This window comes from Acetobacter fabarum, from assembly GCF_011516925.1.
In the GTDB taxonomy this organism is placed as follows: domain Bacteria; phylum Pseudomonadota; class Alphaproteobacteria; order Acetobacterales; family Acetobacteraceae; genus Acetobacter; species Acetobacter fabarum.
The window spans coordinates 18,612-31,346 of sequence record NZ_WOTG01000013.1 but is presented as its reverse complement, the minus strand read 5'-3'; the positions used below and the strand labels follow the sequence as shown (position 1 = coordinate 31,346).

The window sequence follows — 12,735 nt, the reverse complement described above, 5'->3', positions numbered from 1 at the left end:
CACAGCATCTGCAGGAGCCAGGAGCTGACGGCCGGCTCTCTCAGGAGCAGCTCGATGCGAACAACGCCTGTCTGGCCATCGTTGATACACAGAAAAAAATCTCTGAAGGACTGGCCGCCATAGCCGACAATGAGCGGCGGACAAAAAATGGCGGTGCGGCTTATCAGGCACCTGCCGTGCGCAATGAGGCCTCATCCGCACATATGCCGTTTCCACAGCAACGTCCCGTAGCGATGCCCAGGCCTGACATGATGCCGTCTCAGGACAAGACCGAAGACCCTCGTCCCAAGGCCAGTGTCGACGGAGTTTTATGGGAAGGGGGGAACGTCATCACGGGCATGATCCGTCTTCCCGATGGGCAATCCCTCGAAGCCATGAAAGGGACGACACTCCCCGATGGCAGCGTCGTGACGACCATCACCCAGAGTGGCACGGTCATCGTGACCCGGAACGGCAAACACTATTCCCTGCCGTCCAGTAAGCCCGTCCCGCAGTCCTCCTCGGAAAACCCCCTATAGGGAGCGGAACAATGGCCGTATTATTCACCCTCTCAAACGGAAGCCGTGTTTTCGTGAGCGGAATGCGCTGGGTGCCACACGCCCGGCGCCCATCTCTGCGCACCATCCGAGGGGAAGCACTGGCGATGGGCATGACAGACTATGTGCGCGCGCAACAGCTGCCCAACCGAGTTGGCTATCTGAAAGTCGTCGATGAAAAACTCGCCGATCAGAAGGCCGGGAAAGCCCGAAAAGAAAGTCTCCTGCTTGCAGTCCTCGCGCAGTGTGAGCCTTTGACGTGCGTCGAATGTGACTTTGGTCCCTCTGGAACCTGGGTCATGGCTACGGACGAAAATGGATCGCCCCTGCCCGGCTCGGATAGCTTTTTCGCAGATGACGATCTCGAAGGTTATCGGTCCTCTCTGGCTGGTTTTACTTTCAGGCAAAAAGTTCTTGTCACACCGGAAAAGGCTGATGACTTTCTTGCAGCCCTTCCGGCCGCGCCAGTCTCCATACGCTCCGTCTCCTTAAGGCCCTACTATATTACGGCTGGCGTTCTGGGGGTTGCTGGTCTGATCGCCTTGCAAAGCTTTCATGTCCTGCACGAGCGCAACCTCGCACACCTACGCGATGAAGCCCGCCGTAATTTCCTTCTGCAGCAGCAAAAAGCCCATGCGGCCACCCAGGAAGGGCCTTCGGCCGCCGAGTGGGTAAAAATCTGCATGCACACTGCCTATTCGCTACCACCCTTCAAGAATGGCTGGACGCTGAAGACCTGGGAGTGTGCGGGAAGAACCGTAAGCGTCCTGTGGGTCCGCTCAGGAGGCACCCTCGCCGATGCCCCGGTTGGTTTGATGCTCAATAATGGCAACTCGGTCCGGTCCCATTACCCACTCCTGCCTTTTGAGAAGGTGAGCGGGACACCGGGCAACGCGACAGGGGATGCTAAATCATTCATCGCCTTTGTGCAGCGATCCGAAGTCAACCTGTCCGTCAAAACAGCGGATCTTGCCCATGACGATCATACAGACGCGCAAAGTGCTTATATGATCACGTTCCCATGGCAGGGCGATCCCCGGGAAATCCCATGGGATTTTTTCCGCAATATCACTGTTGAGCGTCTGGGACGTGAAATCAGTTCCGATGAACGGGGTGCCGCGCGGAACACGGATTATCAGATTCATGTCGCCATCAAGGATAGCTCCGCATCCTCCACAAAAAACGAGGGAGGCTAAAGCATGGGCAACATCTGGTCCCGCCTGTTTGGACGTTCCAATCAGACTGCAACTGATGAACTGCCACTGCCTCAGGCACAAGTGGTGATCGACATGCCGAGAAGTCTGGAAGGGCAGATTTTTATAGAGGCTAATGGTGATGACCGCACCGTTTTTGCCAGCAGACAGTTACAGGATCGTCTCCATTTTCTGCAGTGGCTGGACAACCTGCGTTATGTTGACGGTTTCAGGGGGGTTAAGGTCAAATACGTTCCACTAAGTGCTGTCACGGAACGCATGGAACATGCCCACCAGAACACAGCAATTATGGAGACCCCTAAAGAAGATGTTGAAGTCAGAGACCGGGCACTTGCCCTTCTGACGGAGATAGGTGGCTACAATTCCTCTGACATCCGGATCAGGAGACTATCCCGGCACACAGAAGTAGCCTGTCGCATCAACGGCCGTTACATGGTGGCCCACGAACTGGAAAATTCGTTTGCTGACCGCATGATGCGTGCAATGTACCGTTTGGGTTCGTCCCAGGCCGCATCCGTCACGGACAGCCAGTTTCAGGATGGCGGCATCTCAGGCGAAGTTCTCAAAGGCACAGGTCTGGATAACGTGCGTATCGTGCGCGGCCCCTGCGTTCCTCAGACAGAGGGCGGATGGTTCATGATCCTGCGCCTCCAGTCCGTCAAAAAGGGTGTCAACAGACGCATCCGGGGGAATTTCAGCACACTCCAGCCGCTCAAAGGTCCTCCCGGTCATCTCCGCCTGATAGATTACGGTTTCACCCAGGCTCAGATTGACCGCCTGATGGGTATTGCCATGTCCCCGTCCGGGGGGCTGGTTTTTACCGCACCGACCGGTCACGGCAAAACAACAACACTCTATGAAATCTGGGCTGAGAAAGCGCGCGTTCAGCCGGGGCGGAACACCGTCACGATTGAACAACCCAAGGAACTGGATATGCCATGGGCTATTCAGCTGGATATTCCCAATACAGACGATGAAAAAGAAAATGGTCGCGTACTCCGAGAACGTCAGCGCGTCACCTTGCGTATGGACCCCGATGACATCGGTTTGGGAGAAGTGCGAGACGTCGATGGGGCAATCACCTGTTTTACAGCCGTGCAAACCGGCCATTTCGTAGCATTCACCTGCCACGTTGATGACCCATTTGATCTGCCTCTCAGGCTTCAGATCATGGATTTCACGCGTCTGAGTTTCGCCATAACGTGTAATCCATCCCTCATACGCGGCGTCGTGTCGCAAAGACTTGTGCCCGTGATATGCCCGCATTGCGCTGTTCCCTGGACGACTGACGATGCGCGTCTCGCAAAAGTCATCAATGAGGCTGTTCTGACGTGGTGCCCCGATCCCGCCCTGATCAGAAGGATCGGGCCGGGATGCGAGCATTGCTACGGAACTGGAATCGCCGGCCGAACCTGTGTTGCCGAGGTGATCGAAACTGACGAAGAGCTCATGAACGACTTTGTCGTACATGGCGTCAGTGTCGCACGACATCGCTATCGCTCGCGTCCCGATGCCGATCCATCGCTGCTGGAAGCTGGCATGAAGCTCGTCGCGGAAGGTAAGCTCGACCCTTTTGACGTTAACACCACCATCGACCGCATCCGTCCGTATGAAAAGGTCATGAAGGACCGTGAGGATGGCGCATTACGGGGAGCGAAATCATGCTGATCCGTTACACCGATGTCGATTATGAGCAGCAGCATAGAAAAAAATCACTGTGGTTCAGATTGAACGCCCTGATCTTCTTCAATTGGACAGCACGCTCCACCCTGTACCAGATGCTGGCAATACGGCTGAAAATTCATATTCCGGAAACCCAGATCTTACGCATGTTTGCGGCGCAGGCGGCACGGAAAAAACAGACAGTCATCCCGCAGATTATTGAGGACATCATCTACCGTCTCAATCACGGCGAAAAGCTCGTCGATGCGTTCCGTCCCTACGTGCCAGACGATGAATACATGCTGATGTATGCGGGCGCAAAGGCCGGAACGCTCCCCACAGCCCTGCAACTGCTCTGTGAGGCAAAAGGGCGCTCCAGCGCCATGATGCAGGCCGCCATGAAAGCCGTCAGCCAGCCGCTGATGTATCTCGGGATTATCTTTGTATTCCTGCGGATCATGGGAACCGAAATTCTCCCAGGTCTGGTCTCTGGTCCGATGGCACCCAAACATCCCAGTTCCAGCCAGCAGATTCTCGTGGTCGCATCCAACCTCGCGTCAGGTTGGTCTGCCTTCATAACACTGGGCCTTCTGCTTTCAATGGCGCTGATCGTGTGGGCCAGCCTGCGGCGCGCAACAGGACATTTCCGCGTTATCCTCGAACGTTTCCCGCCATGGTCAATCTATCGGGACGTTCAGGGATATATCTGGATCACGGCGTTCCTCTCCCTCGTTCTGGCTAAGGTGCCAGACAAGGAGGCACTGCGGATTCAGGCTGTCGGAGCATCTCCATGGCTGAAGGAGCGCCTTGACGCCATCCTGACCAACCTCACGATCAATGGCCTGACATTTCCAGACTCACTCCTCTCAACAGGGTTCGAATTCCCATCTCCGCGCATCATTGACGATGTGGAAGCCAACTGGGTGAGCAGGGAGGGCTACCTGCGCCTGCATGAGACAGCAACAATATGGGCCAATGCGACTGAGCAACGCACAATTGCCTTCGCAAAAAAGGCGGAAAACGTATTCCTCCTGATCATGATCGGCCTCGTCATCATCCTTGGCGCTGCCTGTGACAATCTCGGCGCAGATTTGTCGCACTCCGTCTCTTTCTGAACGTCCCTTAATTTTCCAAAAGGAAATCCTACTATGGACCTTATTGTTTCCATTCTCTCAAAATACGGCCTTCAGGCTCTGGCACTGGTCCTCGTTATGGGCGGTGTTTATGAAGCTTTCCACAAGTCCAACGCGCAGACGGCAGCAAGCTGGGAAAGCGAACTGGTCACCAATATTGACGGCTTTTTCCAAGGTGGCCTGACTGCCAGAAACTTCAGTGGCCTCAATAATACGGTTGCCATCAAAGCCGGGCTCGTTCCCAAAGGAATGCTCACAGGGGATGGTAGCACCATCAAAGGTCCATGGCCCAACTCATATGTTTCCCTGAGCCCGACCAGCAACGGCATGGGTTTCATGGCCACATGGAGCGATGTGTCCAGCGATGACTGTGCAACCTTTGCGCGGTCACAAAGTGCCAACATGGTGAGCGTCAATGGCACAACGATCGACCCGACGAACAATGCCGCGGCAGCAGGGATCGCCATGGCCTGCGATGCTGGCGCCTCCTCATCGACGGCATCAATTGCGTTCGAACACGATAGCTAAGGGCCATGGCCTATATCATTCTCGCCTTTTCTCTCATTCTGGGTGCGTTTGCTGACACGAAAGGGCTAGCTACTCTGGCCCTGCAGCAGACCATCTACGAAGAACCCAGCAACGCAGCCCAACAATGGCTGGCTTACCGAAGTGCTGTGCAATCGTACGTAGACCGACACCCGGACTTCTCGGGAAGCCTGAACCTGTCGGATATTGGCATGGCCAATGAAACGCTCTTTCTGCCTGGTGTGGGGAATGATGTGTCCAAAGGGAAAGATGGGACGACCATCGTAACCTGGATGGCTCTCCCACCAGACGTCATTGCAGACACGATCCGGCTGGCCGATGGCGACCGAAGCATCGGGATCGCACACGATACAAGCTGGTCTTCCCCATTTTTTGGCAACATGGGGAACCTGCCAGTCTCTGTCCCGGAAGGGGACATCATCTCTGTTGTCACATTCACAGGTCCGAGGTTCTAGATGGCGTCCATTATTGCCGTACTCGCAGCCATTCTGGTGTCGTTATGGCCAACAGCCCGCTATTACAGCATGACGCAGGATGCGAATAACCGTTCCGTCATCGCCGTAACGGGAGGACAGTTTGATATTCTCCTTGCCGGCGTCAAAAAATATATCCGCGCCCATAGCAATGAACTGATCAACACCATTCCGGTTGGCAGCTCCACAGCTGTGTCTCTGGCCACATTGATCAAGGAACGCGACCTCCCGGCCGGGTTCACCAGCACCAACCCCTACAATCAGACCTGGACAGCATACATCACGCAATCAGACAGTGGCGTGCTGGACGGTCGCATCATTTCCTACGGCGGCCTTACCCTTTCCCCCAAGGATGCTGTCGCCATTGCCCTCAAAGCGGGCGCTCAAGGGGGTTATGTCCCGCCAAACGGCCTGATGAATGGCCTGAATTCCAATATGGCCGTTGGGGCCAGTGGCACATGGTCCCAGACAATTTCCGGCTTCCCCAATCCCGGTGCAGGCCATCTGGTCGGACTGGTGGCATCAGCTGATGATGCCGACAACAACCCCAACTATCTCTACCGGGATGCCATCTCCGGCCATGAGGAGCTCAACGCCATGAATGCCCCCCTGAATATGACGGGGAACAATATCAACAGCGCCGGGGATGTGCATGCCTATGGCGCCCTGAGTGCCGGGAGTGACGATGATAATAAAAATGCCAACGCCTACATCAGCGAAGACGGACGGGTAAACGCTACCAAAGACATTCGTGGGCAGGTGTTCCGTCCCAATTATATCGCGCAAAATGGCGCACCATGCGATGGGGTCGCCATCAATACCGGCGTAATGGACAGCGTTGAGTCCAATAATGCCCAGGACACGTTCACAACCCAGACCGGAGATCTCGCCCGGGATCAGAACGGAAACACGCTAAACTGTGTGAACGGAAGCTGGAGAGTTCTCGGCGCGTCCTTTTCCACGCTCATTCAGGCGTCCTGTGATAACTGGAGCTATTACACTCTGAACTCGTCAGACCTGCCCATTCTGGTCGAGGCCGTTGTCTATGCCGGCCATAAAGGTGCTACCGCAGATGCCTATGTCAACGGCCAGTCGGTGGCGCATATCGAGTGGAGTGGTGACAACTCACGTGTCGATCAGACCATGACGTTTGTCGTCCCCGCTGGTCAGGGCTGGTCCATCAGTCCGGAAAACCGGGTCAGCAGCGTTTGCTACCACGTCTACCAGTAACAGCGACCAGCGCGTCCACCTCAACCCGGGACAGGTACTGCAGCACGGAAAACTCCGTCTGTAGTGCCTGAACTCCCTGAGTTTCCCGCACTTCGAGACCCATCATGATCATACCACCCTGCGTTGACCAGATTGCTGAATACTACCATGTCCAGTCCGCATCCATTCTGCAGATCATCCGCAAAAGTCATGACGGTGCGATCGGTCCCATGGGGATACAGCCCGGCTGGCTGCCAATTCTGGAAAAAGCCGGGTTTTCACCTGAGGCAGTCAAAAGCAATGTCTGCATAAATATCGCAGCCGGTGCATGGATACTGGCCTATGCCGTCCAGAATAAACCCGTGGATGTACAGAAACCGCCCTCCCCTTCTGTGCCCTTGTCCATTCCATCGGCCCTGCCTGCAGACCTGCGCACATGCGCAGTGAGCGCGGCAAGCCAGTATCGGATCTCGGTGCCCCTGTTTTTAGGCCTTCTGGCAACAGAAGGGGGGCATGTTGGCCAGATCGTCAAAAACACCAATGGGACCTATGACATGGGTCCAGCCCAGATCAATTCGTCCCACCTGCGCGAGCTCGCGGCCAAAGGCATTACGCGCGATCAGATCATCAATGATGGATGTCTCAATATCCATATCGGCGCATGGATACTGGCGAAGGAACTGGGAGATGAGACACCCCAACACCCCAGGGAATTCTGGCAGCGCGTCGGCAACTACAACTCACGCACCCCGGACCATAACCAGGCCTACCAGCTCAAGGTCTGGAGCCACGTTGTCGGCATCTCTCATCAACAACCGCACGGCTAAGAGTGAAGGTGTCGCAACGCGTCCGCGCATCAGCACGGCGTCACAACGGATGAGCGCACAATGAGGGAATGAACAACACATCCCTCAGAGGCGTCATGCTCATCCTTCCCCTTGCATTAGCGGCCTGTCACCGGCCCCCTCCACCGCAACACCCCACCCTCGGCCAGCAGATGGCCACCCTCGATGCGCAGGCCAACGCTCTGGCCGAAACCCGTTACCCCGTCCGCCGCCCCGGTTCCGTGCTGCCTGCCGAACTGGAAAAGCCGGTCAGCTGGCATTGGACAGGCACCCTTCGCAACGGCCTGCGCCAGATAGCCAGCCAGATCGGTTATCGCCTCATCATGGACGACACCGGTCCCGGCCCGGTTGTCGCCATCAATCAGACCAATACGACACAGGCACGCCTTATTGACGCACTCAGCCTCGCCGCAGGCCCGAGCTATGTCGTGGACATCAACATCCCCACCCATGAAATCAGGGTGTCGCGTCATGGCTAGGCCCGGCATTTACCTGCGGTGCAGCCTGCTCGCGCTGATCATGGCGACACCCTCTTATGCAGCATCCAGCGGACCGGTCGCGCTACCCGTACCCTCCACACCTACCCTATCGCCCGGTGCTGCAAGCCCGATCGACACACCGCTGACTGGCGCGGCCGAGACGCCGCACATCAGTGACACGACACGCCCACCCTCCATGGAAGCGCTGATGGCCGTCCGGCCGGGCTACTCTCCCCGCGCAGAAACCGGTACGGATCATGACGACGCCGTGCGACAGGCCGCATGGGCCTACGGCGCACAAGGTGGACTGGCAGCCCGTTCTTTCGCGCTGAACGACATGCTCGGCCGATATGAGACGACACTCGACCAGACCTTCGACTTCCGCCCCCTCGTCCTGCCTGCAGGAAGCGGGCAGACCCTTCTGCGTCCTCCTGTCGTCTCCGAAGCCCAGATGGCCATGGCCCTTGATCCATCCGGACAGACGGCGCGCGAGACACGACGGATCTTCCGCGTCACCCGCGAAGCTCAACTTGTCTCAGCCCCTCCCCAATGGCGTACATGGCTCGTCCGCTCCATTTCAATGCCCGAAACGCCGCCAGACGCCGTCCGCCCCAGAACCCGCCATGAGGTGGAAGTCTGGCGCGAAGGTGTCGCCCGCGGCTGGGCGGCCGGGGAGCGACAGGCTGTTGAAATCTTTCTCGACGACCTCGCCCGCCTTGAACACGATCTGATCGGTATGGCCCGCTACCGGGTACTCCTGAAGGCTGGCAAGGTCGAAGCCCCCGAAGTCGCATTCTTCCAGCGCGACACCACCGGCGGCAAGGACGTGCTGCGCGAAGACGACACAGAAATCCGTATCCGCTCCCAGCCCGGCCTCGATGCGAACCGCGCCCACTGGCATGTCGGGGAGGATGCGCCATGAACCGCATGAGCGCTCCAGGGCGGGAGACCGGGGTAGAACAGATCCTGTTCCTGATCGGCGGCTCACTCTTCATGCTCTGTGTTGTGGCCTACATTCTGTGGCAAGTGGCGCACACGCAGATCGTCATGGCCGTCCTGTTCGAGCAGCGCATAATCCTGCATATCGCTTCCCTGTTTACAGACAGCTACGCCCCTCTGCTCGACAGGATGTCACGGGCCAATCCCGCGAAAGTCAGTGCGGCAACACTCTGGCAGCTGCTGGGCATTACCGGCTTTCTGACACTGTTTCCGGTTCTGGCCCTGTTTGCTGTCTCTGCACTGCTCTGTGCAACACGGGCACCTGGCACGATCTACCGTAACCAGTTCGGTCTGGATGGCATGAAACACGCACTCGCGCAGAGTCATCCCATCGGACAGGCATGGATCGGCTACAGCGCGAAACTCCGTGAACCCCCGGCTGCGACAAAACCACTCCGCCCCATGGATCCGTTCCTGCGTCCACAGGAATGGCTGGCCCGTCACGCAGGCGACACGCCAGGTACCGACGCATATGCCTTAGCCGCCCAGAGCGCGCTGGCAGCACAGCTCGGACGTCCATGGGCCGGCCCACAAAGCCTTAGCCCCGTCGAACAGTGCCTGTTCATGGTCTTCACGCTTGTCTGTGCCCGTCGCGTCGAAGAAGCCCGGAAACTGCTTGAAACCCTGTCGCACGCACTCTCTGGCCGGTGGCACAGGGGAGAGATTACCGCACCGCTCACTATTCCGCGCAAAACCATCGCGACCCTGAAAAACGCGCTGGCGTCAGGCGACTGGCAGATCGGTCTCCAGATTGCTCAGGGACACGCCTGGTCACGCACGGTTCTGATGGCACTCCTTCAGGCCGCACGCCAGAAGGCCGGTGTCCTCAACCCCAGTCTCTTCTCGATCATCCAGCTTGTTGATCGTGATCTCTGGCTGATCCTCTCCGCCCTGCCATACCCCATGCCCGGCCGCCCCAAGCACGCAATCATCACGACAGCCTGCACGGAGGCGGCCGGAGCGCTGGAACACTGGCGCGCGGAATGTCGTCTGGGTGCACCACTGTCCGAGCCCAACATCAGCGCAACACTCGATACCCTGCTCAAAACCGACCGGAAGCCGTCATGACCTCTCCCGACATGCAACTTGGCGCCCTCTATCTCGCCGCCCGCAGCACGACTCAGGCACTACGCAGCTGGGTCATCAAAACCTACATGCTGCGCGACAGCCAGCTCGACGCCGCCATGGCGACAGCCCTCGGTCAACTCGATCAGGTTTACCGCTTCGCTCTTTATTACGGCTACGACGTCTCCAACGCCCCCGAGGCACTGCGCCAGCCCATTACCGCCTATGTCGCCGCCCTGCGACAAGGCTCCAGCAGCCTGCCCGGCGAGCGGCCGTCACGACATCTCTTCAAGGTGCACCGAAGCATAGAAGCCCTTGTCCTCGGCCCAAGCCGCTCCCCTGACACGCTATCAGAAGGAGACCCCTCGTGAACGACATCATTGACCGCCTGAAGTCCCTTCCCCCGAGCACCAATCTCGATACCATCCTGATCAGCTGTGTCGAAATGGGGGCGTCGCGTATTCACCTGCAGACAGACACAGCCCTTAAAATCCGCGCGTATGGCCGCAATTATACCGAGCCCTCCATGCGGTGGACCTCACGGGAAGTCGAAGACGCACTGGCGATAATGTATAAATCCTCAACCGGCGCATCACGGCTGAGCCAGCGTGCGGCCATCGACACCAGCTACATTATCTGGCCTGACCGGCGCCAACGCCGTTACGGTTTCCGTGTCAACGCCGTCGCCTCGACCATTGGCTCAAATGACGGGATCGGGATCATTCTGCGCCCACTCCCCGAAAAGCCCACCCCGCTTGAAGAACAGTATGTCGAACCCCGTCTGGCCGAAGCTCTGGAAGGGGAGACCGGCGGCTATCTGATCTGTGGCGTCACGGGCAGTGGCAAGACCACCCTGATGGGGGGTGTCACCCGCCAGCGTCTCGAAAATCCGGACTGCCACTGCGACATTGTCGAAGGTGCGGCTCCGCTGGAGCTTTTCTATGATCTGATCGAGCAGAAAAACGCCAGTATTCAGCAGACAGAGATCCCCCGCCAGTTGGCCACCTTCCCGGACTTCATCCGTGCGGCCATGCGTCAGGAACCCACCGACATCAATATCGGCGAGTGTCGTGACGCCGAAACCATGGAAGCGACCATTCAGGCCATCATCTCGGGCCACCGCACCACCACATCCGTGCATACCAATGACCCACCCGCGACAATCCGCCGTGTCGTCTCTCTCTGTCCCGCCGGCGATCGTGACAGCCTCGCCATCGCTCTGGTCGACAACCTCAAACTCATCGTCAACCAGCGTCTGCTGCGCTCTACGGACGGCGAGCGTACCGCCATCCGCTCATTCCTGCCCTTCAACCGCAAAATCCGTGAAGCCCTGCTCGATGCGCCGCAGGCACGCTGGCCCAATATGGTGCGCGGCTTCGTCGAACAACACGGCCAGACCTTCGAGCAGTCCATCAAGGATGTCCACGCTCAGGGCCGCATCAGTGATGACATTGCAGCCCGTGCCATGAAGGAACTGCACTGATGTGGCGTCACTCCGCAAAGCCCGTCTACTTCTTCGTTGTCGACTGTCGCTGCCTGCTGGGCATGGTGTTCTGGCTGGCCCACATGCGCATATGGACTTTCATTGCGGCGGTCGTGATTACCGTCCTGTTCGGGTTTCTGGCCTGGATGGGCCTCACCCTGCCCGTAGCATGCCGCATGGCACGGGTGCTCGTGATTGGCGCGCACCGACCGCGCCTGCCCCGCTGGAAACAGAGGGATTACGCATGATCCCCATCGAACGGCTCATCGACGCCCTCGCCAGCCTGCTGGAGAACGCCTCGTATCACATCGTCCTGAGTGCGACAGACAATACGGTGTTCACGCCCCGTCGTCTGTTGGCACCCGACTGTCTGCTGCCCGTCCTCATGCGGATGGCGGAAGAAACCTGGAAAGCCCGCGCAGGACAGGTCAGCTTCGGTCTCGCCATTGAGCCGGACCGCAACGCCCTGTGCGGACAGCGCCTGCACGCAGTCCATCATGCGCCCCTCTCTCTGGTTATCCTGTGCACCGATCAGACCCTGCAAAGTGTCGCAGATGCACAGGGCCTGATCTTGCTCGACACTCTTGAGCGTCACGCCAACACGCTCTGCGCCGCCCCGGCGTCACAACCCATGCCCGTATGATCGCAGCTCTTCACAGGAGTACACCATGGACATCTTTCTTTTTCCCGGCGACAGCCCCCTGACCATCACACCGGGCGACAAAACCCTCCATATCCGCGTCTCGTCCAACATGGACGCCAATCCGCAGAACCCGCCCCCGACCGCACCTGCCCTGACGACACCCGCGACAGAGCCGGAAACCCTTATGCGCGTCCGTCCGCACAGGAAGTGGCTGATCATGATCGCTGTGATCCTCACCGGCGCGCTTTATATTGGACTTCACTCTCACCCCGGCAGAGCTCCCGCATCATCGTCCGCACTCCCCCAGCCCGAGCTGGGCCTGCTCGACCCGCCAGAGTTCCCGACCCGACCAGTTCCACGACAGCAGGCACTGCCGCCCCAACAGCCCGGCGCGGCTCCGGTACAACACGCCCCCTCCCCCCTCAATCAGGCATTCGGGTTACACTGA

The 12,735-nt window shown here is 58.3% G+C and carries 16 protein-coding genes; all 16 read left to right on the top strand.

Translation table 11 applies throughout. The features are described 5' to 3' along the window. The first annotated feature begins 248 nt into the window (after positions 1 to 248). The 16 genes from GOB83_RS12055 (at position 249) to GOB83_RS11980 (ending at position 12,735) form a co-directional block, all read left to right on the top strand. Entirely contained in the window at positions 249 to 518 is a 270-nt protein-coding gene (locus GOB83_RS12055) for a hypothetical protein (protein ID WP_165926247.1), read from the top strand. A gap of 131 nt (positions 519 to 649) precedes the next feature. Then, positions 650 to 1,732, top strand: coding sequence for a hypothetical protein (locus tag GOB83_RS12050; protein WP_408737447.1), 1,083 nt, complete (start codon positions 650 to 652; stop codon positions 1,730 to 1,732). A gap of 3 nt (positions 1,733 to 1,735) precedes the next feature. Then, positions 1,736 to 3,418 carry an ATPase, T2SS/T4P/T4SS family gene (locus GOB83_RS12045; protein WP_165926245.1) on the top strand — a complete coding sequence of 561 codons (1,683 nt, stop codon included), beginning with the start codon at positions 1,736 to 1,738 and terminating at the stop codon, positions 3,416 to 3,418. Continuing rightward, positions 3,412 to 4,527 carry a type II secretion system F family protein gene (locus tag GOB83_RS12040; RefSeq protein ID WP_165926244.1) on the top strand — a complete coding sequence of 372 codons (1,116 nt, stop codon included), beginning with the start codon at positions 3,412 to 3,414 and terminating at the stop codon, positions 4,525 to 4,527. Before GOB83_RS12045 ends, GOB83_RS12040 begins: the two co-directional genes overlap by 7 nt. 33 nt (positions 4,528 to 4,560) lie before the next feature. Further along, on the top strand, positions 4,561 to 5,073 hold the full coding sequence (locus GOB83_RS12035) for a type 4 pilus major pilin (RefSeq protein WP_165926243.1): 513 nt from the start codon (positions 4,561 to 4,563) through the stop codon (positions 5,071 to 5,073). Between the two features lie 5 nt (positions 5,074 to 5,078). Further along, positions 5,079 to 5,546, top strand: a complete 468-nt coding sequence (gene pilM / locus GOB83_RS12030) for a type IV pilus biogenesis protein PilM (RefSeq protein WP_165926242.1) — start codon at positions 5,079 to 5,081, stop codon at positions 5,544 to 5,546. Then, the gene (gene pilV, locus GOB83_RS12025) at positions 5,547 to 6,794 is read left to right on the top strand and encodes a shufflon system plasmid conjugative transfer pilus tip adhesin PilV (RefSeq protein WP_165926241.1); all 1,248 of its coding nucleotides are present in this window, start codon (positions 5,547 to 5,549) and stop codon (positions 6,792 to 6,794) included. It abuts the gene before it with no gap. Positions 6,795 to 6,898: 104 nt separating this feature from the next. Further along, positions 6,899 to 7,600 carry a transglycosylase SLT domain-containing protein gene (locus GOB83_RS12020; RefSeq protein ID WP_242005851.1) on the top strand — a complete coding sequence of 234 codons (702 nt, stop codon included), beginning with the start codon at positions 6,899 to 6,901 and terminating at the stop codon, positions 7,598 to 7,600. 95 nt (positions 7,601 to 7,695) lie between these two features. Further along, positions 7,696 to 8,097 (top strand): DotD/TraH family lipoprotein, encoded by a 402-nt coding sequence (locus GOB83_RS12015; protein WP_165926240.1) that lies wholly within the window; start codon positions 7,696 to 7,698, stop codon positions 8,095 to 8,097. Further along, on the top strand, positions 8,090 to 9,019 hold the full coding sequence (locus GOB83_RS12010) for a type IV secretion system DotC family protein (RefSeq protein WP_165926239.1): 930 nt from the start codon (positions 8,090 to 8,092) through the stop codon (positions 9,017 to 9,019). Before GOB83_RS12015 ends, GOB83_RS12010 begins: the two co-directional genes overlap by 8 nt. Continuing rightward, positions 9,016 to 10,164 carry a secretion/conjugation apparatus DotM-related subunit gene (locus tag GOB83_RS12005; RefSeq protein ID WP_165926238.1) on the top strand — a complete coding sequence of 383 codons (1,149 nt, stop codon included), beginning with the start codon at positions 9,016 to 9,018 and terminating at the stop codon, positions 10,162 to 10,164. Before GOB83_RS12010 ends, GOB83_RS12005 begins: the two co-directional genes overlap by 4 nt. Further along, positions 10,161 to 10,532 carry a hypothetical protein gene (locus GOB83_RS12000; protein ID WP_165926237.1) on the top strand — a complete coding sequence of 124 codons (372 nt, stop codon included), beginning with the start codon at positions 10,161 to 10,163 and terminating at the stop codon, positions 10,530 to 10,532. Before GOB83_RS12005 ends, GOB83_RS12000 begins: the two co-directional genes overlap by 4 nt. Further along, on the top strand, positions 10,529 to 11,644 hold the full coding sequence (locus GOB83_RS11995) for an ATPase, T2SS/T4P/T4SS family (protein ID WP_165926236.1): 1,116 nt from the start codon (positions 10,529 to 10,531) through the stop codon (positions 11,642 to 11,644). Before GOB83_RS12000 ends, GOB83_RS11995 begins: the two co-directional genes overlap by 4 nt. Then, the gene (gene icmT / locus GOB83_RS11990; RefSeq protein ID WP_095350343.1) at positions 11,644 to 11,892 is read left to right on the top strand and encodes an IcmT/TraK family protein; all 249 of its coding nucleotides are present in this window, start codon (positions 11,644 to 11,646) and stop codon (positions 11,890 to 11,892) included. Before GOB83_RS11995 ends, icmT begins: the two co-directional genes overlap by 1 nt. Then, positions 11,889 to 12,287: a hypothetical protein gene (locus tag GOB83_RS11985; protein ID WP_165926235.1), complete on the top strand. Its 399-nt coding sequence runs from the start codon at positions 11,889 to 11,891 to the stop codon at positions 12,285 to 12,287. The genes icmT and GOB83_RS11985 overlap by 4 nt, the downstream gene beginning before the upstream one ends. A 25-nt stretch (positions 12,288 to 12,312) precedes the next feature. Then, on the top strand, positions 12,313 to 12,735 hold the full coding sequence (locus tag GOB83_RS11980; RefSeq protein WP_165926234.1) for a hypothetical protein: 423 nt from the start codon (positions 12,313 to 12,315) through the stop codon (positions 12,733 to 12,735).